We start from the raw sequence: 25996 nt of genomic DNA, 5'->3' as shown, positions 1-25996 counted from the left end.
GTTGGACTTGGCAGCCCGATTGAATCATAGGTGATATTTTACCACCTAATATTGCCGTTATCATAGCATTAAACACACATATTTTTACATTTGAGATGAAATTATGGCATTACTTAACATTCTTCAGTATCCCGATGAACGTTTGCACAAGGTTGCTGCACCGGTGGCCGAGATAGACGGGCGCATTAAAACGCTGGTGGCAGATATGTTCGACACAATGTATGAAGCGCGCGGCATCGGCTTGGCCGCCACACAGGTTGATGTGCACGAGCGGGTGGTGGTGATGGATTTAACCGAGGATAAAAGCGAACCGCGCGTGTTTATCAACCCTGTAATCACGCACAAGGACGGCGAAACCTCTTATGAAGAAGGCTGCCTTTCCGTGCCGGGTATTTACGACACCGTAACCCGTGCCGAGCGTGTAACCGTTGAAGCTCTCAACGAAAACGGTGAAAAATTCACGCTCGAAGCAGACGGCCTGCTGGCCATCTGCATACAGCACGAACTCGATCATCTGATGGGCAAAGTGTTTGTGGAACACTTGTCGCAATTGAAGCAAAACCGCATCAAAACCAAGCTGAAGAAGCGTCAGAAACACAATCTCTAATCTTTCAGACGGCCTTTTTATCATCATGAAAGTTATTTTTGCCGGCACCCCCGATTTTGCCGCCTCCGCCCTGAAAGCCATTGCAGCGGCGGGTTTTGAAATTCCGCTGGTGCTGACTCAGCCCGACCGCCCCAAAGGGCGGGGTATGCTGCTGCAGGCAAGCCCGGTCAAGCAAGCTGCCGAAGCATTGGGGCTTGCCGTTGCCCAACCCCCGGGTTTGCGTAATGAAGAGGCGCAGGAGCTGTTGCGCAGACAACACGCCGATGTGATGGTGGTGGCTGCTTACGGCCTGATTCTGCCGCAGGCCGTGCTCGATATCCCGAAACACGGTTGTTTGAACATTCACGCTTCGCTGCTGCCGCGCTGGCGCGGTGCTGCACCGATACAGCGCGCGCTGGAGGCGGGCGATGTCGAAACCGGCGTGTGCATTATGCAGATGGATGCGGGCTTGGACACCGGCAATGTGGTCAGCGCACACCGCTATACCATTAAAACGGCAGACACCGCCCAAAACATGCATGACGCTTTGGCGGAAATCGGTGCGCAGGCAATTGTGTCTGATTTACAACGTTTGCAGCAGGAAGGCCGTCTGAAAAGCATTCCCCAGCCTGAAAGCGGTGTAACGTATGCACAGAAATTGAGCAAAGAAGAAGCCAGAATTGTTTGGGGCGAGCCTGCCGCTGTGGTCGAGCGCAAAATCCGCGCTTTCAACCCGGTGCCCGGTGCCTGGACCGAATATCAGGGCAAACCCCTGAAAATCTGGCGGGCCGAAATAGTGGCGCAGAGCGGCGAGGCGGGAGAAGTGCTGCATTGCGGCTCAGACGGCCTGATTGTGGCCTGCGGGGAGCAGGCTGTGAACATTACCGAATTACAGCCCGCCGGCAGCAGGCGTATGAGTATCGCCGCCTTTGCCGCCGGCAACCGCATAGCGGCAGGGGAGCGGCTGTGAGCATGGCTTTAGCGCAGAAACTCGCCGCCCAAAGCATAGCGGCGGTGGCGGCAGGGCAGAACCTGCAAGACGTGTTGGCCGCCATCCGCGCAGGGCAGCCTGATTTAAGCCCGCAGGAAAACGGCACGCTGCAAGACATTGCCTATGGTTGTCAGCGTTATTTGGGCAGCCTGAAATTCATGCTCGGCAAAATGCTCGCCAAACCAATTGCCGACCCGCAGCTCGAAAGCCTGCTGCTGGCCGCGCTCTACCAGCTGCACTACACCCGCAACGCGCCCCATGCGGTGGTGAATGAAGCGGTGGAAGAAGCCGCCAAAATCGGCAAAGGGCAATACCGTTCTTTTGCCAATGCTGTTTTGCGCCGCTTTTTGCGCGAGCGTGGCAAACTGGCGGCGGCCTGCAAACACAACGATGTGGCGAAATACAATCTGCCTGCGTGGTGGATACAGTATCTGAAAAACCACTATCCGGTGCATTGGCACAACATGGCCGCCGCCTGGCAGCAGCATCCGCCGATGATTCTGCGGGTCAACCGCCGCCGCAGCAATGCCGGAGATTATGCGGCCGGGTTGGCGCAGGCGGGCATGGCGGCAAAAGTGTTGGACGACTACGCCGTGATGCTTGAAACAGCCGTGCCGGTTGCCCTGCTGCCCGGTTTTTCAGACGGCCTGGTATCGGTGCAGGATTTCGGTGCCCAGCAGGCGGCCCATATTCTGAATCCGCAACAGGGCGAACGTATTTTGGATGCCTGCGCCGCGCCCGGCGGCAAAACCGGCCATATATTGGAACTGGCCGACTGCGAAGTTACCGCTTTGGATATAGATGCAGGCCGTCTGAAAAGAGTGGCGGATAATCTGCACAGGCTGGGTTTTCAGACGGCCTCTTTGCAATGCGCCGATGCGCAGGATTTAAATGCATGGTATAACGGACGCCCCTTCGATGCCGTATTGGCCGATGTGCCCTGCACCGCCTCGGGCGTGCTCAAGCGCAATCCCGACATCAAATGGCAGCGCCGCCCCACAGATGCCGCTAAAACCGCCCGCAGGCAGGAAAAGCTGCTCGACACACTGTGGCAGACCCTGACGCAAAACGGCAGAATGCTGTTGGCTACCTGCTCGGTTTTTGTCGAAGAAAACGAGCAGCAGCTGCAAAAATTCCTCAACCGCCACCCCGATGCCGAATGTGTAGGGCAGAGGGTGCTTTTACCCAACAAACAGCAAGATGGCTTTTATTACGCGCTTATTCAAAAACAGTAAACTACTGTTGCTGCCTGTTTTGCTGGCCGCGTCTTTTCAGACGGCCGCAGAAGGCATCAGCGCGATCCGTATGCAGGCCGTGCTCACATCATCGGGGCAGATGCTGGTGAGCAGCCGCTTCAAAACCGATTTGCCCGACCAGCTCAAACAGGCACTCAATCAAGGCGTGCCGCTCACATTTACCCTGAACTACCAGCTTTCCGCCCCCACGATAGCGGCCTACCGCTTTAAATTCGGCCAACTGGTGGGCAGCGACAGCTCGATTCAATACAAACTTTCCTACCATCCGCTAACCAACCGCTACCGCGTTGCCGTGGGTACGTTTTCCACCGAATACAACAGCTTGGAAACCGCCCTCAGGGGCGTGGGCGCGGTGGCCAACTGGCGGGTGCTGGGCAGCGGGGCACTCAGCGGTGTCGGCCCGCGTGAATCCAAGGCTGAAATCCGCCTGGCGCTGAGTACCGCCCAGCTGCCCAAGCCGTTTCAGATTAATGCGCTTACATCGAAAAGCTGGCAGCTCGATTCGGGCTGGCAGCCGCTCAATATCTCGCAGGAATAAACCATGCGTTATTTCCTCTTTATTGCCGGTGTGCTTGCATTTGTTTCGCTCTATATTCTCACGCTGGCCACCGGCAACGACAGTATTTTGGGCGACTATTTCTGGTGGATTATCGCAGCAAGCAGTGTGTTGGTGGCGGTGCTGCTGGCGGTGCTGGTGCGTTATGTCCGCCTGCTGCTGCGCGATGTGCAGCGCGGCGTGTTCGGCTCGCAGATCGCCCGCCGCCTGGCAGGTATGTTTACGTTGGTGGCGGTGTTGCCGGGGTTGTTTTTGTTCGGCGTGTCGGCCCAGTTTATTTCCAACAGCATCAATTCATGGTTTGGCAACGATACCCATGATGCGCTCGAGCGCGGGTTAAACTTAAGCAAATCGGCGTTAAATCTGGCGTTGGATAACAGTATGCGCAATGCCGTCCCGCTGCAAATCGACTTGATCAGCAGCGCATCTTTGGGGCGGAGCCTGAGCCGTGCATTGGAGCGCGCACCCGATACACAGCAATTCAGCCAGCTTGCGGTGTACAACCTGAACACGCAGGCACTAGAGGTGGTGCGCAACCCCGCCAAATTGCCGGCACCGGTGTTGGATAACGTAACACGCGATCTGCTGGAAAAGTCCGGATCGGCGCGGAGTATCGAAAATGTCGGCGGTGTGCTGTATGCGCAAGGTTGGCTGGCGGTGAATACCGACAACGGCAGCAGTGCGCTGTTTTTCCGGCAGGCTGTCCCTGAAAACGTGGCGCAAGATGCCACGCTGATTGAAGCGGCGCGCGCCAAATATGCCGAGCTGACTTATGCCAAGCAAGGCCTGCAAACGTTTTTTCTGGTCACTCTGCTGGTAACCACTTTGCTGGCGATTATGCTGGCTTTGGTAATGGCGCTGTATTTCGCCCGCCGTTTTGTCGAACCGGTGTTGTCGCTGGCAGAAGGCGCGCGGGCGGTGGCGCAGGGTGATTTTTCGCAGAAACGGCCGGTTTTCCGCAACGATGAATTCGGCAGGCTTACGCATTTGTTCAACCACATGACCGAGCAGCTGAGCATTGCCCAAGAGGCCAGCGAGCGCAACCGTGTGCAGCAGGAAGCCGCCCGCCATTATCTCGAATGCGTGTTGTCGAGCCTGACCACCGGCGTGGTAACGATAGACGACACAGGCCGTCTGAAAGCCTATAACGAAAGTGCGGAGCATATACTCGGTGTTTCATTGCAGGATTTGGCCGGCACCAGTTGGCATGATTGGCCGAAGCAGTCGCCGCAGCACGCTGTATTGGCAGAAACATTCGCTTCCATCGTGGAAACTGCGCCGGTGGACAAAGCCGTGCAGCTGAGCTATGCCGCTCCCGATGAAGCGCGGATTCTGCTGGGCAAAGCCACCATTCTGCCCGATGACAACGACAACGGTATCGTGATGGTGTTTGACGACATCACCACACTGGTGCGGGCGCAAAAAGAAGCGGCTTGGGGAGAAGTGGCCAAACGGTTGGCACACGAAATCCGCAATCCGCTTACCCCTATCCAGCTTTCTGCCGAAAGATTGGCATGGAAATTGCATGATAAACTTGGCGAACAAGATGCGCAGATTCTGACGCGTTCCACCGGCACGATTATCAAGCAGGTGGCGGCGTTGAAAGAAATGGTGGAAGCCTTCCGCAATTATGCGCGTGCGCCCTCGCTCAAACTCGAACCGCTTGATTTGAACCAAATTATTGAAGAAATTCTGTTTTTATATGAAGGCAGTAAGTGTACATTCACCCCCGATTTAAGTAATATAGCCCTTTTCGTTGCGGCTGACACTACCGCTATGCGGCAGGTGTTGCACAATATTTTCAAAAATGCGGCCGAAGCGGCCGAAGAAGAAAGCCTGCCGGTTGTCCGTGTGTGTACTCAGCCGGCCGAAGACGGCAAACATGTGGTGCTTACCGTAACCAATAACGGCAAAAGTTTCAGCAAAGAAATGCTGCATCATGCGTTCGAGCCTTATGTAACCGACAAACCCGCCGGCACCGGCTTGGGTTTGCCCGTTGTGAAAAAAATCATCGAAGAACACGGCGGCCGCATCGGCCTGAGCAATCCGGCAGAGGGCGGCGCGTGTGTCAGAATAGTCTTACCCAGATTGGTAGAAGCATATGCGTAGTAGTGATATTTTAATTGTGGACGATGAAATCGGTATCCGCGACCTGCTCTCGGAAATCCTCCAAGACGAAGGCTACACCGTTACCTTGGCCGAAAATGCCGAAGAAGCGCGCCAGCTCCGCCACCAAACCCGCCCGGCGATGGTGCTGCTCGATATCTGGATGCCCGATTGTGACGGCATCACTCTTTTGAAAGAGTGGGCAAAAAACGGTCAGCTCACTATGCCGGTAGTGATGATGAGCGGCCATGCCAGCATCGATACGGCTGTGGAGGCCACCAAAATCGGTGCGTTGGATTTTCTTGAAAAGCCTATTGCGCTGCAAAAACTGCTGAGTACGGTTGACCGCGCGCTGAAATACGGCGAAATGCAGGCTGCTGCAGGGCTTTCGCTCGACAAACTCGGCAACAGCCCATCGATTCAAGAGCTTAACCGCGCGCTGGAGCCGGCAATCAAACAAAACAAGCCTGTGCTGCTAACCGGTGAGGGCGGATCGCCGTTTGAGATGGTGGCGCGGTATTTCCATAAGGCCGGCAGCCCGTGGGTGGAGCCGGGAAAAACCGAGCATATCGTTGATATCCCGATGGAACTACTGCAAAAAGCGGCAGGCGGCATATTGTATCTCGGCGATATTTCCGAATACAGCAAAAGCCTGCAACAGGGTATTGCTTTTTTATTGGGCAAAGCCGAGCGCAGCAATGTGCGGATTGTTTGCGCCGCCAGCCGGCAAAGCGAAGCAGCCGAAAACCCGGTTGCGGATGCCAGGCTGCAAGAGGCGCTGTCGGCATATATAATTCAGATTCCGCCGCTGCGCAGCCAACCCGACGATATAGTGTTTTTGGTTGGGCAGATTCTGAGCGGGTTGGCCGAAACGCAGAAAATCACGCCGGTAAAATTCAGCCCCGCAGCATTGAATGTTTTGCGCCAATATGATTGGCCGGGCAATTTCGAGCAATTGCGCAGCGTTGTGAAAAATCTCGCATTGGGCGCGGAGGGCGGAGAAGTGGATGAGCAGGCGGCAGGTGCCGTGCTCGGGCAGATGAACCGGGCACCGGTGTCGGAGATGGTGGGCGGTTTCAACTTCAATATGCCGTTGCGCGAATTGCGCGAAGAATTGGAACGCCGTTATTTCGAATACCATATCGTTCAGGAAAGCCACAATATGAGCAGAGTGGCGCAGAAAGTGGGCTTGGAACGTACCCACCTTTACCGCAAACTGAAGCAGCTGGGTATCAATTTTTCGCGCCGCGGCGGTGATAAAAACACCGATGAATAAGTATGAAATGGATTTAACCGCTCAGGCCGTCTGAAAATTTTTCAGACGGCCTGAGCGGCTTTTTTTAAGCCTTTCCGTATTACAAATGTTTGCGGAGGGTAGGCAGAAAACAACAAAGTATTGTTCAGACGGCCTGTTTTGTGAGAAAAACAGCATAAAGTGAAAAAAATTATTATAGAATCGAGTGCCTACACTAAATTTTGTAATAAAACACTACCGATGCAGCAGGCGGTACTTTAATGTAAAACAGCAAAACAGCAGTCTACCGTGTAGGGCGGCATCGACATCGGACGCTTTTACAGATTGTTCCGTCTTAATTTTTTGATGGGTTTGAAACTATGAAATACACACCGCATTACCTTGCTATGATTGTCGGTGCGGCATTTGCCGTGCAGGCATACGCTTCCGGTTATCATTTCGGCACACAGTCCGTTTCGGCGCAGAGCACAGCCAATGCCGCCGCCGGCGAAGCTGCAGATGCATCAACCTTGTTTTACAATCCCGCAGGCCTCGTTAAGCTGGAAAGCTCTGAAATTTCCGCTTCCTTAAACCTCGTATCCCCCAGTGTGAAATATCGTGAAGGCAGGGCAGTTTATAACGGGGGGACGGCGGTTAGTAATAGCAGCAGCAGCGGTAAAATCACCAAAGACTTGGTATTTGCCCCGCATCTTTACGGTGCCTATAAAGTAAACGATGATGTGGCTGCCGGTTTGGGTGTTTATGTACCGTTTGGTTCCAAAACCGAATACGATCATGATTCTGCCTTGCGTTACAACCTGAATAAAACCGAATTGACTTCTGTTGCGGTAGAGCCTGCCGTGGCATTCAAATTAAACGAAAACCATTCGGTTGCCATAGGTGCCGTTGCCCAATACAGCACGGCCGAGTTGCGGAAATATGCAGATTGGGCGGCATCGGTGCGGCACACTGTGCTCAATCCTGACCCTGCCGGGGTCGGCAATATGGACGGCTACTCCGAAGTTAAAGGCAAAGATTGGGGCTTCGGCTACCATTTGGCTTGGATGTGGGATATTAATGACCGCAGCCGTGTGGGCGTAAATTACCGTTCGCACATCAAGCATCATTTGGCGGGATCGGCGGATTGGACGGCGCAGGGTGCTGTAGCACAGCGCCTGTATGCTGCCCGTATCGGCAAAACATTGGAAAACGGCGGAACCGGCTATGTGGCGCATGAAAAAGCCGGCCTGAAAATCACCACGCCCGAATCCTTGTCGGTACACGGTATGTATCGCGCGGGCAGACAATGGGATTTGTTCGGCGATGTAACATGGACGCGCCATTCGCGCTTTAACCGTGCTGAATTACAGTTTGAAAACGCCAAACGGACTGTCAGCGGTCGGCCGTCCAACCAAACCGTCATCGAACCTAATTGGCGCGATACTTATAAAGTATCGCTCGGAGCAGCATACCAAATCAGCAACCCCCTGCAATTGCGCTTCGGTATGGCTTATGACCAATCCCCCGTGCGCAATACCAACGAGCGGTTGGTTACCATGCCCGACAACAACCGCATTTGGTATTCGCTGGGTGCAAAATACGATATCGGCAAAAATCATACGTTAAACGCTGCATACAGCTATATATATATCCAGAAGAGCGATGCTGTTGTGCAGGATAAACCTTCCAACGCACAGGTAACCACGGTGGACAGTAACGTTTCATCATCTGCCGGCTATAAAAGCCACGCCCATATCGTAGGTTTGCAATACAGCTACCGATTTTAAAAAATAAACACACCAAAGAATGTAAAAATGCCTCCTTTCACCGGGGGCAATATATCAGGCCGTCTGAAAACACCCGGACGGCCTTCGGCGTTTTATTCTGAAGTGGAAGGCAATGGTTTTAAAGCGGTTTATGTTATAATCCGCCTTCGGTTTTGAACTCAATATTTTTAAAGGAATAAAAAATGTCGCTCTTTATCACGGATGAGTGTATTAACTGTGATGTCTGCGAGCCTGAGTGTCCTAACGATGCCATCTCACAAGGGGAGGAGATCTATGAAATCAACCCCAACCTGTGCACACAATGTGTCGGACACTACGATGAGCCCCAGTGTCAGCAGGTATGTCCGGTAGACTGCATTCTGATTGATGAAGAAAATCCCGAAAGCCAAGAGCAACTGCAGGCAAAATACGAACGTATTGTTGCAGAGAGATAAGCCGTTCAGAGGCCGTCTGAATAAAATAAATTTATTTAAAATTACCATATTAAGATTGATCAATAAAAAAAAGCAAAAATCATCTTGACTGGGTTGCGGGAAGTCTCTAATATTGCATCTCTCTTTTTGGAGGGATTCCCGAGCGGTCAAAGGGGGCAGACTGTAAATCTGTTGCGTAAGCTTCGAAGGTTCGAATCCTTCTCCCTCCACCAAAAAATCCAATCAAACTTGGAGCAGAGAAACAGAGTAAGCGGGTGTAGCTCAATGGTAGAGCAGAAGCCTTCCAAGCTTACGGTGAGGGTTCGATTCCCTTCACCCGCTCCAAAAAAAATCAGCCCATGTAGCTCAGGGGTAGAGCACTCCCTTGGTAAGGGAGAGGTCGGCAGTTCAATTCTGCCCATGGGCACCAATTCATTTATTTACCCGGACTTAAATCTTTAGGAATAGGAAATTGCCATGGCTAAAGAGAAATTCGAGCGGAGCAAGCCGCACGTAAACGTTGGCACCATCGGTCACGTTGACCATGGTAAAACCACTTTGACTGCCGCACTGACCACCATTTTGGCAGAAAAATTCGGCGGTCAGGCTAAAGGCTACGACCAAATCGACAATGCCCCGGAAGAAAAAGCCCGCGGCATCACCATCAATACCTCGCACGTGGAATACGAAACCGAAGGCCGCCACTACGCCCACGTAGACTGCCCGGGCCACGCCGACTACGTTAAAAACATGATTACCGGTGCCGCCCAAATGGACGGCGCGATTTTGGTGGTGTCCGCTGCAGACGGCCCCATGCCGCAAACCCGAGAACACATCCTGCTGGCCCGCCAAGTGGGTGTGCCCTACATCATCGTATTCATGAACAAATGCGACATGGTTGACGATGCCGAGCTGCTGGAGCTGGTTGAGATGGAAATCCGCGACCTGCTGTCAAGCTACGACTTCCCCGGCGACGACTGCCCGATCGTGCAAGGTTCCGCCCTGCGCGCCTTGGAAGGCGATGCCGGCTACAAAGAAAAAATCTTCGAACTGGCCGCCGCTTTGGACAGCTACATCCCCACACCCGAGCGTGCCGTAGACAAACCTTTCCTGCTGCCGATTGAAGACGTATTCTCCATCTCCGGCCGCGGCACTGTGGTAACCGGCCGTGTGGAGCGCGGTATCATCAACGTAGGCGATGAAATCGAAATCGTAGGCCTGAAAGCCACCCAAAAAACCACCTGTACCGGCGTGGAAATGTTCCGCAAGCTGCTGGATCAGGGTCAGGCAGGCGACAACGTGGGTGTTTTGCTGCGGGGCACCAAGCGTGAAGAAGTGGAGCGCGGTCAAGTATTGGCCAAGCCCGGCTCGATTACCCCGCACACCAAGTTCAAAGCCGAAGTGTATGTGTTGAGCAAAGAAGAGGGCGGCCGCCATACTCCGTTCTTCGCCAACTACCGTCCGCAGTTCTACTTCCGCACCACCGATGTTACCGGCGCGGTAACTTTGGAAGAGGGTGTGGAAATGGTTATGCCGGGTGAAAACGTAACCATCACGGTAGAATTGATTGCGCCGATTGCAATGGAAGACGGTTTGCGCTTTGCGATTCGCGAGGGCGGCCGTACTGTGGGTGCCGGTGTGGTATCTTCCATCATCGCTTGATTATTTTAGAGGCCAGTAGCTCAATTGGTAGAGTATCGGTCTCCAAAACCGAGGGTTGGGGGTTCGAGACCCTCCTGGCCTGCCAATAAAAAATTAACCGGCCTTTGTGCCGGTTAATTTTTTACCGTTTCAAGCAATTATTATTTTATTCCTTATAATTTCAGGTAGCTAAGTTTTATTACTTCATTTAAATTATTTTTTTAATGTAGCTAGGCTGCATTGAAGTCTTTCATTGCATATTGGAAAAAAGATGGCTGAAAATATACCGCAGGATAAGGAAAAAAAGCCCGGTCGGCTTGTGCGGACGGAAACTAAGTTCTCTGAGCGTAGTTATGGCTCTGGTCCCAAGGGGGGTGACGTTTTCAAGTTAGCGATTGCGGTTGCACTGGTTGTGGCAGGATTGTGGGCTTTCTATAACGTACAAAACCTATCAATATATGTGCGGGCATTATTTCCTGTAGTCGGCGTGATTGTGGGTTTGTTGATTATATTTTATTGGTGCGATTTTGGCCGTCGTTTGGTGGTTTATGTTCGCGACTCTGTTGTTGAATTTAAAAAAGTTGTTTGGCCATCCCGTCAAGATGCTGTTCGGATGACTTTTTTTGTTGTGGTCTTTGTTGCGGTGTTGTCGTTGTTTATCTATGCGGTAGACAGTTTGATTTCATGGCTGTTTTTTGATTTGTTGTTAAAGAGGGGATAAAAATGTCTAAACGTTGGTATGTTGTGCAGGCTTATTCCGGTTTTGAAAAAAACGTGCAGAAAACTTTAAAAGAGCGTATTGCGCGTGAAAATATGAGTGATTGCTTTGGACAGATTTTGGTGCCTGTCGAAGAGGTGGTAGATATTAAAAATGGCCGAAAAACTATTAGTGAACGCAAGTTTTTTCCTGGTTATGTGTTGATTGAAATGGAGATGACCGATGATTCTTGGCATTTGGTAAAAAGCACTCCCAGGGTTTCTGGTTTTATCGGTGGAACCGCCAATCGCCCGATGCCGATTTCTCAAAAAGAAGTTGATGCAATTTTGCAACAGGTTCAGACAGGGGTTGAAAAACCTAAGCCTAAGGTCGAGTTTGAGGTCGGTCAGCAGGTGCGTGTGAACGACGGTCCGTTTGCCGACTTTAACGGGATTGTTGAAGAAGTCAATTATGAGCGCAATAAGCTGCGCGTTTCGGTACAGATTTTCGGTCGCGAAACGCCTGTTGAGCTTGAGTTTAATCAAGTGGAAAAAATTCAGTAATTGGCAGCAAATAGAAATAAATTGATATTATGTTTTGTGTAAAGTATAATATCGGGTCTATTTTTGGGGAGCGAAGTTTTCGCGTTATACCCGCTTAATTAGGAGCTATGTAAAGTGGCAAAGAAAATCATTGGCTACATCAAGCTGCAGATTCCTGCAGGCAAGGCAAATCCTTCTCCTCCCGTGGGGCCGGCTTTGGGTCAGCGGGGGTTGAATATCATGGAATTTTGTAAGGCATTTAATGCTGCTACTCAATCCATGGAGCCGGGCTTGCCGATTCCTGTGGTGATTACTGCATTTGCGGACAAATCATTCACTTTTGTAATGAAAACCCCGCCTGCTACCATTTTGCTGAAAAAAGCAGCCGGTTTGCAAAAAGGCAGCTCGAATCCGCTAACCAACAAAGTGGGTAAAGTAACCCGCACCCAGCTGGAAGAAATTGCAAAAACTAAAGAGCCTGATCTAACTGCAGCCGATTTGGATGCTGCGGTTCGTACGATTGCTGGCTCAGCCCGCTCTATGGGTTTGGATGTGGAGGGTGTGTGATGGCTAAAATTTCTAAACGTTTGAAAACATTGCAGGCCTCGGTGGAAGCTAACAAACTGTATGCGATTGATGAAGCAATTGCTTTGGTAAAAGAGGCGGCAACTGCAAAATTCGATGAGTCTGTTGATGTTTCGTTCAATTTGGGTGTGGATCCCCGTAAGTCGGATCAAGTTATCCGTGGCTCGGTTGTATTGCCTAAGGGTACTGGAAAGGTAACACGTGTTGCTGTGTTTGCCCAAGGTGCGAATGCCGAAGCAGCTAAAGTGGCTGGTGCGGATGTGGTGGGTTTCGAAGATTTGGCTGAGGAAGTGAAGAAAGGCAATCTAAATTTCGATGTGGTGATTGCCTCTCCTGATGCTATGCGTATTGTCGGCCAGTTGGGTACAATTTTAGGCCCGCGCGGTTTAATGCCGAACCCTAAAGTTGGCACGGTAACCCCGAATGTTTCCGAAGCGGTAAAAAATGCCAAAGCAGGCCAGGTGCAATATCGTACCGATAAGGCTGGTATTGTGCATGCTACTATTGGTCGAGCTTCTTTTGCTAAGGCTGATTTGCGAGAGAATTTCGATGCTTTGTTAGATGCTATCATAAAAGCCAAGCCTGCCGCCGCGAAGGGGCAATATTTGCGCAAAGTGGCTGTATCCAGCACTATGGGGCTGGGGGTGCGTGTTGATACTTCAAGCATAAGCAGTTAAAAAAATTTCAGATGGTCTATTGAGATGTGCCGAATAGGCCGTCTGAATGGGTGGGCTACTTAATTTTTTAAGTAGATGTCCAAGACCGTAGGGATCGCAAGATTTAATCATAACTGCCCTACGCAGACGGTAGTCCTGAATCGAATAATCAAGTATTTCTTGTAAAATGTCTTTTTAGGTTGCCGCGCTGGTGAAATACTTTGGTATTTCTTTGTTTAACAGTGGGAGGTAGACCTTGAGTCTCAATATTGAAACCAAGAAGGTGGCCGTTGAAGAGATTAGTGCTGCGATTGCTCATGCACAAACTTTGGTGGTTGCCGAGTATCGCGGTATCAGTGTTGCCAGCATGACAGAGCTTCGTGCCAATGCTCGTAAAGAAGGCGTGTATTTGCGCGTTCTGAAAAATACATTGGCCCGTCGCGCAGTAGAAGGTACTTCATTTGCAGGTTTGGCAGACCAAATGACAGGTCCGTTGGTTTACGCCGCTTCTGAAGATGCTGTAGCCGCTGCAAAAGTGCTGCATCAGTTCGCGAAAAAAGACGACAAAATCATTATCAAAGCCGGGTCTTACAATGGCAATGTATTGAATGCTGCCGAAGTAAGCGAGTTAGCATCCATTCCAAGCCGTGAAGAGCTGTTGTCCAAACTGCTGTTCGTTATGCAGGCACCTGTTTCAGGCTTTGCCCGCGCTTTGGCTGCTCTGGCTGAGAAAAAAGTTGCTGAAGAAGCTGCTTAAGTATTTTGTTTCGATTAAAGTTTTTAATATAAATTTGGAGTTTGAATAGCATGGCTATTACTAAAGAAGACATTTTGGAAGCTGTTGGTTCTTTAACTGTTATGGAATTGAACGACTTGGTTAAAGCTTTTGAAGAAAAATTCGGTGTGTCTGCCGCTGCTGTTGCTGTTGCAGGCCCTGCCGGTGCCGCTACAGGTGCCGCCGCTGAAGAGAAAACTGAGTTTGACGTTATCTTGGCTGCTGCCGGTGACCAGAAAGTAGGCGTGATTAAGGTGGTTCGTGCCATTACAGGCTTGGGCTTGAAAGAAGCTAAAGATATGGTTGACGGTGCTCCCAAAGCTGTTAAAGAGGGGGTTTCTAAAGCTGAAGCTGAAGATATCCAGAAACAGCTGGAAGAAGCCGGTGCAAAAGTTGAAATTAAATAATCCGTTGTGGTGAATAAAGGCTGGCAGGCTCTGCCAGCCTTGTTTTGCTTTTTATTGATAAAAAACGGAATATTTACACTTATTGACAATTTCTTTCTGTATTTATTGAAAATAAATGTAAATATTTGAAGTATGGCGAAGTTTGCAGACAATCGATGACGGCATCGCCAGTCGGATTCCTAATCGCTGTCAGGCTTAAGGCAGCTTCAATCTCTTAATTTTTAAAAGCCCTCCCTATCCTGGAGTTTTTTATGAGTTATTCTTTTACTGAGAAAAAACGCATCCGTAAGAGTTTTGCCAAACGGGCTAACGTGTTGGAGGTGCCGTTTTTGTTGGCTACCCAGCTGGACTCTTATTCTAAATTTTTGCAGCTGGACAAGCCTTTTGACAAACGTAGCGAAGAAGGTCTCCAGGCGGCCTTTAATTCAATTTTTCCGATTGTTAGCCACAACGGTTACGCACGTTTGGAATTTGTGCATTACACCTTGGGTGAACCGTTGTTCGATATTCCTGAGTGCCAATTGCGCGGTATCACTTATGCAGCCCCGTTGCGTGCGCGAATCCGTCTGGTGATTTTAGACAAAGAAGCTTCCAAGCCCACAGTAAAAGAAGTGCGTGAAAACGAGGTGTATATGGGGGAAATCCCGCTGATGACACCCAGCGGTTCGTTTGTGATTAACGGTACCGAGCGTGTGATCGTGTCGCAGCTTCACCGCTCTCCGGGGGTGTTTTTCGAGCACGACCGCGGCAAAACCCATTCTTCCGGCAAATTGCTTTTTTCTGCCCGTATCATTCCCTACCGCGGCTCTTGGTTGGATTTCGAGTTTGATCCGAAAGATTTACTGTATTTCCGTATTGACCGCCGCCGCAAGATGCCGGTAACGATTCTGCTCAAAGCCTTAGGCTACAATAACGAGCAGATTCTCGATACTTTCTACGATAAAGAAACATTTTACTTGTCTAAAAACGGCGTACAAACAGATTTGATTGCAGGCCGTCTGAAAGGGGAAACTGCCAAATTCGATATTGTCGATAAAGAAGGCAACGTATTGGTTGTCAAGGGAAAACGCATTACTGCGAAAAATATCCGCGATATAGGTAATGCGGGTCTTACCCGTTTGGATGTGGATCAGGAAAGCCTGTTGGGCAGAGTGTTGGCTGCCGATTTAATCGTACCCGACACAGGTGAAGTGCTGGCAGTTGCCAATGACGAAATCACCGAAGAACTGCTGGCAAAATTCGATATTCACGCTATTGAGAAAATTGAAACCCTGTATATTAATGAGTTGGGGCAGGGCGGTTACATTTCCAATACTTTGCGTGCTGACGAAACCGCCGACCAGCAGGCGGCGCGCGTGGCGATTTACCGTATGATGCGCCCGGGCGAACCGCCTACCGAAGAGGCCGTAGAATTGCTGTTTAACCGGCTGTTTTTTAGTGAAGACAGTTACGATTTGTCGCGTGTGGGCCGTATGAAGTTCAACACCCGTACTTACGAGCAGAAGTTGGGCGAAGCGCAGGCCGAATCATGGTATGGCCGCCTGTTGAACCAAACTTTTACCGGAGCGGCCGAAAAGGGCGGCTATGTGCTGAGTGTGGAAGACATTGTGGCTTCTATCGCCACTTTGGTAGAGTTGCGCAACGGTCACGGCGAAGTGGACGATATCGACCACTTGGGCAACCGCCGCGTGCGCTCGGTCGGCGAATTGACTGAAAACCAGTTCCGCAGCGGCTTGGCGCGTGTGGAGCGTGCAGTGAAAGAGCGTTTGAACCAAGCGGAATCAGAAAACTTGATGCCGCACGATTTGATTAATGCCAAACCCGTTTCTGCAGCGATTAAAGAGTTTTTCGGCTCCAGCCAACTGAGCCAGTTTATGGATCAAACCAACCCTCTTTCGGAAATCACCCACAAACGCCGTGTATCGGCGCTCGGTCCGGGCGGCTTAACCCGCGAGCGCGCAGGCTTTGAGGTGCGCGATGTACACCCGACCCACTACGGGCGCGTGTGTCCGATTGAAACGCCCGAAGGGCCGAACATCGGCTTGATCAATTCGCTGTCGGTATTTGCCCGCACTAACGAATACGGCTTCTTGGAAACCCCTTACCGCCGGGTGGTGGAAGGCAGGGTTACAAATGAAATCGATTACTTGTCGGCCATTGAAGAGGGGCGTTATGTGATTGCGCAGGCCAATGCCGAATTGGATTCAGACGGCCGTTTGACCGGTGATTTGATTACCTGCCGTGAAAAAGGCGAAACCATTATGGCCACTGCCGACCGTGTGCAATATATGGATGTGGCGACCGGCCAAGTGGTCTCTGTGGCTGCTTCGCTGATTCCGTTTCTGGAACACGACGATGCCAACCGCGCCTTGATGGGGGCGAATATGCAGCGTCAGGCAGTGCCGTGCCTGCGTCCTGAAAAACCGATGGTCGGCACCGGTATCGAGCGTTCGGTGGCTGTCGATTCCGCCACCGCCATTGTGGCCCGCAGGGGCGGCGTGGTGGAGTATGTGGATGCCAACCGTATTGTCGTGCGCGTACACGATGATGAAGCCACGGCGGGCGAAGTGGGGGTGGATATTTACAACCTGGTGAAATTCACCCGCTCCAACCAATCGACCAATATCAACCAACGCCCGGTGGTGAAAGCGGGCGATGTATTGCAGCGCGGTGATGTGGTGGCCGATGGAGCATCCACCGATTTGGGCGAGCTGGCTTTGGGTCAAAATATGACCATCGCCTTCATGCCGTGGAACGGTTACAACTATGAAGATTCGATTCTGATTTCAGAAAAAGTCGCTGCGGATGACCGCTACACCTCCATCCACATCGAAGAATTGAATGTGGTGGCGCGGGATACCAAATTGGGTGCGGAAGACATTACCCGCGATATTCCCAACCTGTCGGAGCGGATGCAAAACCGTTTGGACGAATCGGGTATTGTGTATATCGGTGCCGAAGTAGAGGCCGGCGATGTGCTGGTAGGTAAAGTTACCCCCAAAGGCGAAACCCAGCTTACTCCCGAAGAAAAACTGCTGCGTGCCATTTTCGGTGAAAAAGCTTCCGATGTGAAAGACACTTCGCTGCGTATGCCCACCGGTATGAGCGGCACGGTGATTGATGTGCAGGTGTTTACCCGCGAAGGCATCCAGCGCGACAAACGCGCCCAATCGATTATCGATGCCGAGCTCAAACGCTACCGCCAGGATCTGAGCGACCAGCTGCGTATTTTCGACAACGATGCTTTCAGCCGTATCGAGCGCATGATAGTCGGACAGAAAGCCAACGGCGGCCCGCTGAAGTTGGCCAAAGGCAGCAAAATTACTGCCGAATATCTGGCTTCGTTGCCGAGCAAGCATGATTGGTTTGATATCCGTTTGAGCGATGAACCGCTGGCCAAACAGCTCGAGCTGATTAAAGTCAGCCTGCAGCAAAAACGCGAAGAAGCCGAAGAACTGTATGAGATTAAAAAGAAAAAGCTGACCCAGGGCGATGAATTGCAGCCCGGCGTGCAAAAAATGGTGAAAGTGTTTATCGCCATCAAACGCCGCCTGCAGGCAGGCGACAAAATGGCAGGCCGTCACGGCAACAAAGGCGTGGTATCGCGCATTCTGCCTGTGGAAGATATGCCCTACATGGCAGACGGTCGTCCTGTGGACATCGTGTTGAATCCGTTGGGCGTACCCAGCCGTATGAATATTGGCCAGATTCTCGAAGTGCATTTGGGCTGGGCGGCAAAAGGCATCGGCGAGCGTATCGAGCGTATGCTGGCCGAACAGCGCAAAACGGGCGAAATCCGCGCCTTCTTAAACCAGCTGTATAACGGCAGCGGCAAGCGGGAAAACCTCGATGAGTTGAGCGATGATGAAATTCTAGAGTTGGCCGCCAATTTGAAGCACGGCGCCACTTTTGCTTCGCCGGTGTTTGACGGTGCCAAAGAAAACGAAATCTACAGTATGTTGGATTTGGCCTATCCGGATAGTGATGCAGAAGTGCAGAAACTCGGCTTCAACGACAGCAAAACCCAGATTACCCTGTATGACGGCCGTTCCGGCGAAGCGTTCGACCGCAAAGTAACGGTGGGTGTGATGCACTACCTGAAACTGCACCACTTGGTAGACGAAAAAATGCACGCCCGCTCAACCGGCCCCTACAGCCTGGTTACCCAACAGCCGCTGGGCGGCAAGGCGCAGTTCGGCGGCCAGCGTTTCGGTGAGATGGAGGTATGGGCGCTTGAGGCCTACGGCGCAGCCTATACCTTGCAAGAGATGCTGACCGTGAAGTCCGATGATGTAACAGGCCGCACCAAAATGTATGAAAATATTGTGAAAGGCGAGCATAAAATCGATGCCGGTATGCCTGAATCGTTCAACGTATTGGTTAAAGAAATCCGCTCGCTGGGCTTGGATATCGATTTGGAACGTTATTGACCAACAGGTTTTCAGACGGCCTGTGTGTTCCGGGCCGTCTGAAAAAGGCATAGGGGCTGCGCCGGCAAGAGCCGGCAAGCTGACGGCGGTGTCTGTAAAACGGCATAAAACCGCGCGGGCAATATCAGGCCGTCTGAAAAGCCCTGCCATGCAACCTGAACCGAATATCCGCATTGCTGCCAACAATACTTCCTTCTAAGGAGCCAAAATGAATTTAATGAACCTGTTCAATCCGTTGCAATCTGCCGGCATAGAAGAAGAATTTGATGCCATCAAAATCGGTATTGCCTCACCCGAAACCATCCGCTCGTGGTCTTACGGCGAAGTGAAAAAACCCGAAACCATCAACTACCGTACCTTCAAGCCCGAGCGCGATGGTTTGTTCTGCGCCAAAATCTTCGGCCCGGTAAAAGATTACGAATGCTTGTGCGGCAAATACAAACGCCTGAAATTCAAAGGCGTAACCTGCGAAAAATGCGGCGTGGAAGTTACCCTTTCCAAAGTGCGCCGCGAACGCATGGGCCACATCGAACTGGCTGCGCCCGTTGCGCACATCTGGTTTTTGAAATCGCTGCCCTCGCGTTTGGGCATGGTGTTGGACATGACCCTGCGCGATATCGAGCGCGTGCTGTATTTTGAAGCCTATGTGGTAACCGAACCCGGCATGACCCCGCTGCAACGCGGTCAGCTGCTGACCGAAGACGACTACTATGCCAAGCTCGAAGAATACGGCGATGATTTCGATGCCAAAATGGGTGCCGAAGGTATCCGCGAGCTGCTGCGTATGCTCAATATTGCTTCAGAAGTAGAAATTCTGCGCCAAGAGTTGGAATCTACCGGCTCCGACACCAAAATCAAAAAAATTGCCAAACGCCTGAAAGTGCTGGAAGCTTTCCAGCGCAGCGGCATGAAGCTCGAATGGATGATTATGGACGTGCTGCCGGTGTTGCCGCCGGATTTGCGCCCGCTGGTGCCGCTTGACGGCGGGCGCTTCGCCACTTCCGATCTGAATGATTTATACCGCCGCGTCATCAACCGCAACAACCGCCTGAAACGCCTGCTGGAGTTGCACGCTCCCGACATTATCGTGCGCAACGAAAAACGTATGCTGCAAGAAGCTGTGGATTCGTTGCTCGACAACGGCCGCCGCGGCAAGGCCATGACCGGCGCCAACAAGCGCCCGCTTAAATCGCTGGCCGACATGATTAAAGGCAAGGGCGGCCGTTTCCGTCAAAACCTGCTGGGTAAACGGGTTGATTATTCAGGCCGTTCCGTGATTACAGTAGGCCCTTATCTGCGCCTGCACCAATGCGGTCTGCCTAAAAAAATGGCATTGGAGCTGTTTAAACCGTTTATTTTCCACAAGCTGGAAAAGCAGGGTCAGGCATCAACCGTGAAAGCCGCCAAAAAACTGGTGGAACAGGAAGTGCCTGAAGTTTGGGATATCTTGGAAGAGGTTATCCGAGAGCACCCGATTATGCTCAACCGCGCGCCGACACTGCACCGCTTGGGCATTCAGGCGTTTGAACCGATTCTGATCGAAGGCAAGGCCATTCAGCTGCACCCCTTGGTATGTGCCGCGTTTAACGCCGACTTCGACGGCGACCAAATGGCCGTTCACGTTCCATTGAGTCTTGAGGCGCAAATGGAAGCGCGCACATTGATGCTGGCTTCCAACAATGTGTTGTCGCCCGCCAACGGAGAGCCGATTATTGTGCCTTCGCAAGACATCGTATTGGGCCTGTATTATATGACCCGCGACCGCATCAACGGCAAGGGCGAAGGCAGCCTGTTTGCCGATGTGAGGGAGGTGCACCGCGCCTACCACACCAATCAAGTGGAACTGGGCACCAAAATCACCGTGCGTCTGCGCGAGTGGGAGCGCAATGGGCAAGGCGGGCAGGAGCCGGTGTTGAAACGCTACGAAACTACTGTCGGCCGTGCGTTGCTGAGTGAAATCCTGCCCAAAGGGCTGCCGTTTGAATATATTAATAAAACGCTTAAAAAGAAAGAGATTTCCAAGCTGATTAACGCCTCGTTCCGCCTGTGCGGCCTGCGCGATACCGTGATTTTTGCCGACCACCTGATGTACACCGGCTTTGCCTATGCGGCCAAAGGCGGCATCTCGATTTGCGTGGACGACATGGAAATCCCGAAAGAAAAAGCCGCCCTGTTGGCCGAAGCGCAAGGCGAAGTGAAGGAAATCGAAAACCAATACCGCCAAGGTTTGGTTACCAACGGCGAGCGCTACAACAAAGTGGTCGATATCTGGGGGCGTGCCGGCGACAAAATCGCCAAAGCCATGATGGACAATCTTTCCAAACAAAAAGTGATCGACCGCGAAGGCAACGAAGTGGATCAGGAGTCGTTCAACTCCATCTATATGATGGCCGACTCGGGTGCCCGCGGCTCGGCAGCGCAAATCAAACAGCTTTCCGGTATGCGCGGCCTGATGGCGAAGCCGGACGGTTCGATTATCGAAACGCCGATCACTTCCAATTTCCGTGAAGGTTTGACGGTATTGCAATACTTTATCGCCACCCACGGCGCGCGTAAAGGTTTGGCCGACACCGCCTTGAAAACCGCCAACTCCGGTTATCTGACCCGCCGTTTGGTGGACGTAACCCAAGATTTGGTTGTAGTGGAAGACGATTGCGGCACTTCAGACGGCTTTGTGATGAAAGCCGTGGTGCAGGGCGGTGATGTTATCGAGCCGCTGCGCGACCGTATTCTCGGCCGGGTAACCGCTGCCGATGTGGTGGACTCTTCCGGCGCAACGCTGGTGGAAGCCGGCACACTGCTGAACGAGCAGTTAGTCGATTTAATCGACCAGTCCGGCATCGATGAAGTGAAAGTACGCACCCCGATTACCTGTAAAACCCGCTACGGCCTGTGCGCCCACTGCTACGGGCGCGATTTGGCGCGCGGCAAACTGGTCAATACCGGCGAAGCTGTCGGCGTGATTGCCGCCCAATCCATCGGCGAGCCGGGTACCCAGCTGACCATGCGCACCTTCCACATCGGCGGTGCCGCATCGCGTGCCGCCGCCGCCAGTCAAGTGGAAGCCAAATCCAACGGCACCGCCCGTTTCAGCAGCCAGATGCGTTATGTTGCCAACAACAAAGGCGAGCTGGTGGTTATCGGCCGCTCCTGCGAAGTGGTGATTCATGACGAAATCGGCCGTGAGCGCGAACGCCACAAAGTGCCATACGGTGCCATTTTGCTGGTGCAGGACGGTGCATCGGTGAAAGCCGGTCAAACGCTGGCAACCTGGGATCCGCACACCCGCCCGATGATTACCGAACACGCCGGTTTGGTGAAATTCGAGAATGTGGAAGAGGGCGTAACCGTTGCCAAACAAACCGATGATGTAACCGGTTTGTCCACACTGGTGGTGATTGACGGCAAACGCCGTTCGGCCTCCGCATCCAAACTGCTGCGCCCCACCGTGAAACTGCTCAACGAAAACGGCGAAGAAGTGTGCATTCCCGGAACCAGCACCGCTGTTTCCATGGCTTTCCCAGTCGGTGCCGTGATTACCGTGCGCGAAGGGCAGGAAATCGGCAAGGGCGATGTGCTGGCGCGCATTCCGCAGGCTTCTTCCAAAACCCGCGACATCACCGGCGGTCTGCCGCGTGTGGCCGAGCTGTTTGAAGCCCGCGTACCCAAAGATGCCGGCATGCTGGCCGAAGTAACCGGCACCGTGTCGTTTGGCAAAGAAACCAAAGGCAAACAGCGCCTGATTATCACCGATGTTGACGGTGTGGCTTACGAAACTCTGATTTCCAAAGAGAAACAGATTCTGGTGCACGATGGGCAAGTGGTAAACCGCGGCGAAACCATCGTGGACGGCGCAGTCGATCCGCACGACATTCTGCGCCTGCAAGGCATTGAAGCATTGGCGCGCTACATCGTGCAGGAGGTTCAGGAAGTTTACCGTCTGCAGGGCGTGAAGATTTCCGACAAACACATCGAGGTGATTATCCGCCAGATGCTGCGCCGCGTGAATATCGCAGACGGCGGTGAAACAGGCTTCATCACCGGCGAGCAGGTAGAGCGCAGCGATGTTACCCTGGCCAACGAAAAAGCGGCAGCCGAGGGCAAAGAGCTTGCACGCTATGATAACGTGTTGTTGGGCATTACCAAAGCCTCGCTTTCAACCGACAGCTTCATTTCGGCCGCATCGTTCCAAGAAACCACCCGTGTGCTCACCGAAGCAGCCATTATGGGCAAGCAGGACGAACTGCGCGGTCTGAAAGAAAACGTGATTGTCGGCCGTCTGATTCCTGCTGGCACGGGGTTGACCTACCACCGCACCCGCCGCCAGGTATGGCAGGCGCATCACGAAGCCGAAGTGGCCGAGCAGGTGAAAGAAGCCGAATAAGCCGCAGCATTGCAGGCCGTAAGGTCTGCCGGAACACCGGTTGCAAAAGCAGCCGGTGTTTTTTATACATCGAAAACTCGGGCAGGCCGCGATGGGGGAGTTTGCGGCCTTATGTGCAGGCAAAAACGGTTGCCGCCGTGAAGCGGCTGCACTTTCTTGAAACTTATTCAGTGGGCGGGCTGTATTGTGAAACCTCCCTCTTTTCCAACACTTTCAGGCCGTCTGAAAACTTTTTCAGCCTTTCCCAATATCTGCTTTTGTACCATCCAAAAAATATCAGAAATGCCGTTATCGCCCCACCGCTTCTGCGCAAACGCAATCCAAGCACTTTGCATCTGATTGATTTGGTAGTTTCACTCGGATTTTCACACGAGCAGGGCAGATTTGCGGGGGCAGGGGTATTTTCAGACGGCCTTGCGGGCTGTCTGCCCGTGTTGACGGGCGTTGGCGGAGCAAAACCTGTGGCGTTGCAGCGAAAGTGCAGCCGTTTCACGATTGCATTCAGGCCGCGCTATACGGCAAGTGAAACAGCAGCCGTCTGAAAGATGCCGCGCCACCTATTTTCTGAATGCGGGAACACGCTATGCCTGTTTTTCAGACAGTCGCTGCAAACTGCCTGTCGGGCGGTTGGCTGTTTGACCGCTTCCAAGCTGCTGCGCCACTGCGGTATGGGGTATCAAATTCGATGACCCAAATGCAATGAAGCGCAATACCGATTGGATTTTTCCCTACTAATGCCCAAGGCCGTCTGAAACATTTTCAGACGGCCTGAAAGTGTTGGAACCCCGGTGTTGTTTGCGTTTTGTTTTTGCCCGAATACCCGTTTGGGCATGTTCAAATATTGCCGGGATGCCCGAAAGCACGGCCGTGCCGTGCCGCTTTCCGGCATACTCAAAACAACGGAACCATTGTTGCCGGCCGCAGCACGCCCCATCGGGTCAAATATGCGGGCAAATCCGCTATAATGCGGCTGTTTTATTTCAGCCCCGATTGTGCAGCTTGTGCGCTGCCGCAGCGGGGTTTCAACCTTAAAGGAAGTTTTTGATGAACAACCCGCAGCATCATCTTTTAGAGCGGCTGTTTCAGCTCGACAAACACGGCACCGATGTGCGCACCGAGCTTCTGGCCGGCCTTACCACCTTTTTGGCGATGTGTTACATCGTGATTGTCAACCCGCTGATTCTGTCGGAAACCGGCATGGATATGGGCGCGGTGTTTGTGGCCACTTGTATTTCCGCCGCCATCGGCTGCCTGGTTATGGGGCTGCTGGCGAATTATCCGATTGCGCTGGCACCCGGCATGGGCTTGAACGCTTATTTCACTTTTGCCGTGGTCAAAGGCATGGGCGTGTCGTGGCAGGTTGCGCTCGGCGCGGTGTTTGTGTCGGGCATCATCTTTATTTTATTCAGCTTTTTCAAAGTGCGCGAAGCGATTGTGAATGCGCTGCCGATGAGCCTGAAAATGTCGATAGCCGCCGGCATCGGCCTGTTTCTCGCCCTGATTGCCCTCAAAGGTGCGGGCATTGTTATCGACAGCCCCGCCACGCTGGTGAAAATGGGCGATTTCTATGTAGAAAACAACGGAGCAAAGCTGCCCAACTGGCCGGTTTTGCTCACCTTTTTGGGCTTCGCAATGGTGATTGTGTTGGATTATTTCCGCATACGCGGCGCGATTATCCTCACCATTTTGGCTTTAACCGGCATTGCCGCCGCGCTGGGTTTGACCGAGTTTAAAGGCGTGGCCGGCCAAATTCCCGCCATTGCCCCTACATTCATGCAGATGGATTTCAGCGGTTTGTTCAACATCAGCATGATCAGCGTGATTTTCGTGTTTTTCTTGGTGGACTTGTTCGACAGCACCGGCACGCTGGTCGGCGTTTCCCACCGCGCCGGGCTGCTGGTAAACGGCAAACTGCCGCGCCTGAAAAAAGCCCTGCTCGCCGATTCTACCGCCATCGTGGCGGGCGCGGCGTTGGGCACATCGTCCACCACGCCCTATGTTGAAAGCGCGGCGGGCGTGTCGGCAGGCGGGCGCACGGGTTTGACCGCCGTAACCGTGGGTGTGTTAATGCTGGCCTGTTTGTGGTTTTCGCCGCTGGTGCAGAGCGTGCCCGCATTTGCCACCGCCCCCGCGCTGCTGTATGTGGGCGTGCATATGCTGCGCAGTGCCGCCGATATCGACTGGAACGACATCACCGAAGCCGCCCCCGCGTTTTTAACCATCGTGTTCATGCCGTTTTCTTATTCGATTGCAGACGGCATCGCCATGGGCTTTATCAGCTACGCCGTTATCAAACTTTTGTGCGGCCGCGCCAAAGACGTGCCGCCGATGGTGTGGGCGGTCGCGCTGGCGTGGGCGGCCAAATTCTGGTTTTTGGGCGCATAAACCGCCCGGCGGATAACGGTCGATTCACTGTTTTCACCCCAAACAAGCCGCAAACAACCGGATAGCGCGGCAAGGCCGCAGCGGGGCAGGGCGGCTTCACCGCAATCAAGGCAGATATCCGGACTGCCCCTAACAATCAGAACCCAACCGACTTTGCGATGCCGCGCCATTTCCCCGCCGTTTTTTCAGACGGCCTGAACCTGCCGGAGCGCAGCATTTCGGGCAGCACCGCTTCGGCTGTTCCACCCGGGTGCTGAAACGTATAGCGGTCGGGCTGCTTTTTGGGGCGGCAATGCCGCAGCAGAATTATTTGTCTGCTTGATTATGCAGAAGAGTCTGCTCCGTCTTTTGCGGTGCCGCACCGAGGCTGTTCCCCTGGTTGTGTGCAGAACACGCGGCAGCGGGCAAGCGCATTGCTGATGCGGACTATTCAGGCCGTCTGAACAGGTTTTCAGACGGCCTTTTTGATTCAAAGATTGCCGGCAGGTTTCTGGCTGCACAAAACAGGTTGCGCCTGCTTTGTTCAGGCACGGCTGCCCTTGCCTTGCCGCGCGCTCTGCGTGCG

General features: G+C 52.7%; 19 protein-coding genes and 4 tRNA genes. All 23 read left to right on the top strand.

Going from position 1 to position 25996, the window contains the following annotated elements; genetic code table 11:
• The first annotated feature begins 103 nt into the window (after positions 1-103).
• The 23 genes from def to H7A79_RS10200 all read left to right on the top strand — a co-directional run bounded on the left by def (position 104) and on the right by H7A79_RS10200 (position 25431).
• The gene (gene def / locus H7A79_RS10310) at positions 104-607 is read left to right on the top strand and encodes a peptide deformylase (RefSeq protein ID WP_135034596.1); all 504 of its coding nucleotides are present in this window, start codon (positions 104-106) and stop codon (positions 605-607) included.
• 25 nt (positions 608-632) lie between these two features.
• The gene (fmt, locus tag H7A79_RS10305) at positions 633-1556 is read left to right on the top strand and encodes a methionyl-tRNA formyltransferase (protein WP_187000180.1); all 924 of its coding nucleotides are present in this window, start codon (positions 633-635) and stop codon (positions 1554-1556) included.
• Positions 1553-2812 (top strand): 16S rRNA (cytosine(967)-C(5))-methyltransferase RsmB, encoded by a 1260-nt coding sequence (gene rsmB / locus H7A79_RS10300; protein ID WP_135034598.1) that lies wholly within the window; start codon positions 1553-1555, stop codon positions 2810-2812. The genes fmt and rsmB overlap by 4 nt, the downstream gene beginning before the upstream one ends.
• Positions 2778-3371, top strand: coding sequence for a DUF4390 domain-containing protein (locus H7A79_RS10295; RefSeq protein WP_187000179.1), 594 nt, complete (start codon positions 2778-2780; stop codon positions 3369-3371). The genes rsmB and H7A79_RS10295 overlap by 35 nt, the downstream gene beginning before the upstream one ends.
• A gap of 3 nt (positions 3372-3374) precedes the next feature.
• The gene (locus tag H7A79_RS10290) at positions 3375-5498 is read left to right on the top strand and encodes a sensor histidine kinase (RefSeq protein ID WP_187000178.1); all 2124 of its coding nucleotides are present in this window, start codon (positions 3375-3377) and stop codon (positions 5496-5498) included.
• Complete coding sequence (locus H7A79_RS10285; RefSeq protein WP_187000177.1) at positions 5491-6771, top strand: sigma-54-dependent transcriptional regulator; 1281 nt, start codon at positions 5491-5493, stop codon at positions 6769-6771. The genes H7A79_RS10290 and H7A79_RS10285 overlap by 8 nt, the downstream gene beginning before the upstream one ends.
• 338 nt (positions 6772-7109) lie before the next feature.
• The gene (locus tag H7A79_RS10280) at positions 7110-8516 is read left to right on the top strand and encodes an OmpP1/FadL family transporter (protein ID WP_187000176.1); all 1407 of its coding nucleotides are present in this window, start codon (positions 7110-7112) and stop codon (positions 8514-8516) included.
• A 182-nt stretch (positions 8517-8698) separates the two neighbouring features.
• Positions 8699-8950 carry a YfhL family 4Fe-4S dicluster ferredoxin gene (locus H7A79_RS10275; protein WP_135034603.1) on the top strand — a complete coding sequence of 84 codons (252 nt, stop codon included), beginning with the start codon at positions 8699-8701 and terminating at the stop codon, positions 8948-8950.
• 128 nt (positions 8951-9078) lie between these two features.
• A tRNA-Tyr gene (locus tag H7A79_RS10270) sits at positions 9079-9162 on the top strand.
• 38 nt (positions 9163-9200) lie between these two features.
• Positions 9201-9274, top strand: a tRNA-Gly gene (locus H7A79_RS10265).
• A 10-nt stretch (positions 9275-9284) separates the two neighbouring features.
• A tRNA-Thr gene (locus H7A79_RS10260) sits at positions 9285-9359 on the top strand.
• Positions 9360-9406: 47 nt separating this feature from the next.
• Entirely contained in the window at positions 9407-10591 is a 1185-nt protein-coding gene (gene tuf, locus H7A79_RS10255; protein WP_187000175.1) for an elongation factor Tu, read from the top strand.
• A 9-nt stretch (positions 10592-10600) separates the two neighbouring features.
• Positions 10601-10676, top strand: a tRNA-Trp gene (locus tag H7A79_RS10250).
• Between the two features lie 165 nt (positions 10677-10841).
• Positions 10842-11291 carry a preprotein translocase subunit SecE gene (gene secE, locus H7A79_RS10245; protein ID WP_187000174.1) on the top strand — a complete coding sequence of 150 codons (450 nt, stop codon included), beginning with the start codon at positions 10842-10844 and terminating at the stop codon, positions 11289-11291.
• A 2-nt stretch (positions 11292-11293) separates the two neighbouring features.
• Positions 11294-11830, top strand: a complete 537-nt coding sequence (gene nusG / locus H7A79_RS10240) for a transcription termination/antitermination protein NusG (RefSeq protein ID WP_135034607.1) — start codon at positions 11294-11296, stop codon at positions 11828-11830.
• Positions 11831-11944: 114 nt separating this feature from the next.
• Positions 11945-12376 carry a 50S ribosomal protein L11 gene (gene rplK, locus H7A79_RS10235; protein ID WP_135034608.1) on the top strand — a complete coding sequence of 144 codons (432 nt, stop codon included), beginning with the start codon at positions 11945-11947 and terminating at the stop codon, positions 12374-12376.
• Positions 12376-13071, top strand: coding sequence for a 50S ribosomal protein L1 (gene rplA / locus H7A79_RS10230; protein WP_187000173.1), 696 nt, complete (start codon positions 12376-12378; stop codon positions 13069-13071). The genes rplK and rplA overlap by 1 nt, the downstream gene beginning before the upstream one ends.
• Positions 13072-13306: 235 nt before the next feature.
• Complete coding sequence (gene rplJ / locus H7A79_RS10225) at positions 13307-13807, top strand: 50S ribosomal protein L10 (protein WP_135034610.1); 501 nt, start codon at positions 13307-13309, stop codon at positions 13805-13807.
• A gap of 50 nt (positions 13808-13857) precedes the next feature.
• Entirely contained in the window at positions 13858-14232 is a 375-nt protein-coding gene (rplL, locus tag H7A79_RS10220) for a 50S ribosomal protein L7/L12 (protein WP_135034611.1), read from the top strand.
• 251 nt (positions 14233-14483) lie between these two features.
• Positions 14484-18662, top strand: coding sequence for a DNA-directed RNA polymerase subunit beta (gene rpoB, locus H7A79_RS10215; RefSeq protein ID WP_187000172.1), 4179 nt, complete (start codon positions 14484-14486; stop codon positions 18660-18662).
• Between the two features lie 208 nt (positions 18663-18870).
• Positions 18871-23046, top strand: a complete 4176-nt coding sequence (gene rpoC / locus H7A79_RS10210) for a DNA-directed RNA polymerase subunit beta' (protein WP_187000171.1) — start codon at positions 18871-18873, stop codon at positions 23044-23046.
• Positions 23047-23183: 137 nt separating this feature from the next.
• Complete coding sequence (locus H7A79_RS10205; RefSeq protein WP_187000170.1) at positions 23184-23588, top strand: hypothetical protein; 405 nt, start codon at positions 23184-23186, stop codon at positions 23586-23588.
• Between the two features lie 502 nt (positions 23589-24090).
• Positions 24091-25431 (top strand): NCS2 family permease, encoded by a 1341-nt coding sequence (locus H7A79_RS10200; RefSeq protein ID WP_187000169.1) that lies wholly within the window; start codon positions 24091-24093, stop codon positions 25429-25431.
• The last annotated feature ends 565 nt before the right edge of the window (positions 25432-25996 follow it).

Origin of the sequence: Neisseria musculi (assembly GCF_014297595.2) — a bacterium.
Classification (GTDB): Bacteria; Pseudomonadota; Gammaproteobacteria; order Burkholderiales; family Neisseriaceae; genus Neisseria; species Neisseria musculi.
This window is presented reverse-complemented; position numbering and strand designations above follow the sequence as displayed.

What these genes read in the sequence shown, in the direction of transcription:
- def (WP_135034596.1), top strand. Translation starts at nt 104, where the DNA reads ATGGCATTACTTAACATTCTTCAGTATCCCGATGAACGTTTGCACAAG.
- fmt (WP_187000180.1), top strand. Translation starts at nt 633, where the DNA reads ATGAAAGTTATTTTTGCCGGCACCCCCGATTTTGCCGCCTCCGCCCTG.
- H7A79_RS10295 (WP_187000179.1), top strand. Translation starts at nt 2,778, where the DNA reads ATGGCTTTTATTACGCGCTTATTCAAAAACAGTAAACTACTGTTGCTG.
- H7A79_RS10290 (WP_187000178.1), top strand. Translation starts at nt 3,375, where the DNA reads ATGCGTTATTTCCTCTTTATTGCCGGTGTGCTTGCATTTGTTTCGCTC.
- H7A79_RS10285 (WP_187000177.1), top strand. Translation starts at nt 5,491, where the DNA reads ATGCGTAGTAGTGATATTTTAATTGTGGACGATGAAATCGGTATCCGC.
- H7A79_RS10280 (WP_187000176.1), top strand. Translation starts at nt 7,110, where the DNA reads ATGAAATACACACCGCATTACCTTGCTATGATTGTCGGTGCGGCATTT.
- H7A79_RS10275 (WP_135034603.1), top strand. Translation starts at nt 8,699, where the DNA reads ATGTCGCTCTTTATCACGGATGAGTGTATTAACTGTGATGTCTGCGAG.
- tuf (WP_187000175.1), top strand. Translation starts at nt 9,407, where the DNA reads ATGGCTAAAGAGAAATTCGAGCGGAGCAAGCCGCACGTAAACGTTGGC.
- secE (WP_187000174.1), top strand. Translation starts at nt 10,842, where the DNA reads ATGGCTGAAAATATACCGCAGGATAAGGAAAAAAAGCCCGGTCGGCTT.
- nusG (WP_135034607.1), top strand. Translation starts at nt 11,294, where the DNA reads ATGTCTAAACGTTGGTATGTTGTGCAGGCTTATTCCGGTTTTGAAAAA.
- rplA (WP_187000173.1), top strand. Translation starts at nt 12,376, where the DNA reads ATGGCTAAAATTTCTAAACGTTTGAAAACATTGCAGGCCTCGGTGGAA.
- rplL (WP_135034611.1), top strand. Translation starts at nt 13,858, where the DNA reads ATGGCTATTACTAAAGAAGACATTTTGGAAGCTGTTGGTTCTTTAACT.
- rpoB (WP_187000172.1), top strand. Translation starts at nt 14,484, where the DNA reads ATGAGTTATTCTTTTACTGAGAAAAAACGCATCCGTAAGAGTTTTGCC.
- rpoC (WP_187000171.1), top strand. Translation starts at nt 18,871, where the DNA reads ATGAATTTAATGAACCTGTTCAATCCGTTGCAATCTGCCGGCATAGAA.
- H7A79_RS10200 (WP_187000169.1), top strand. Translation starts at nt 24,091, where the DNA reads ATGAACAACCCGCAGCATCATCTTTTAGAGCGGCTGTTTCAGCTCGAC.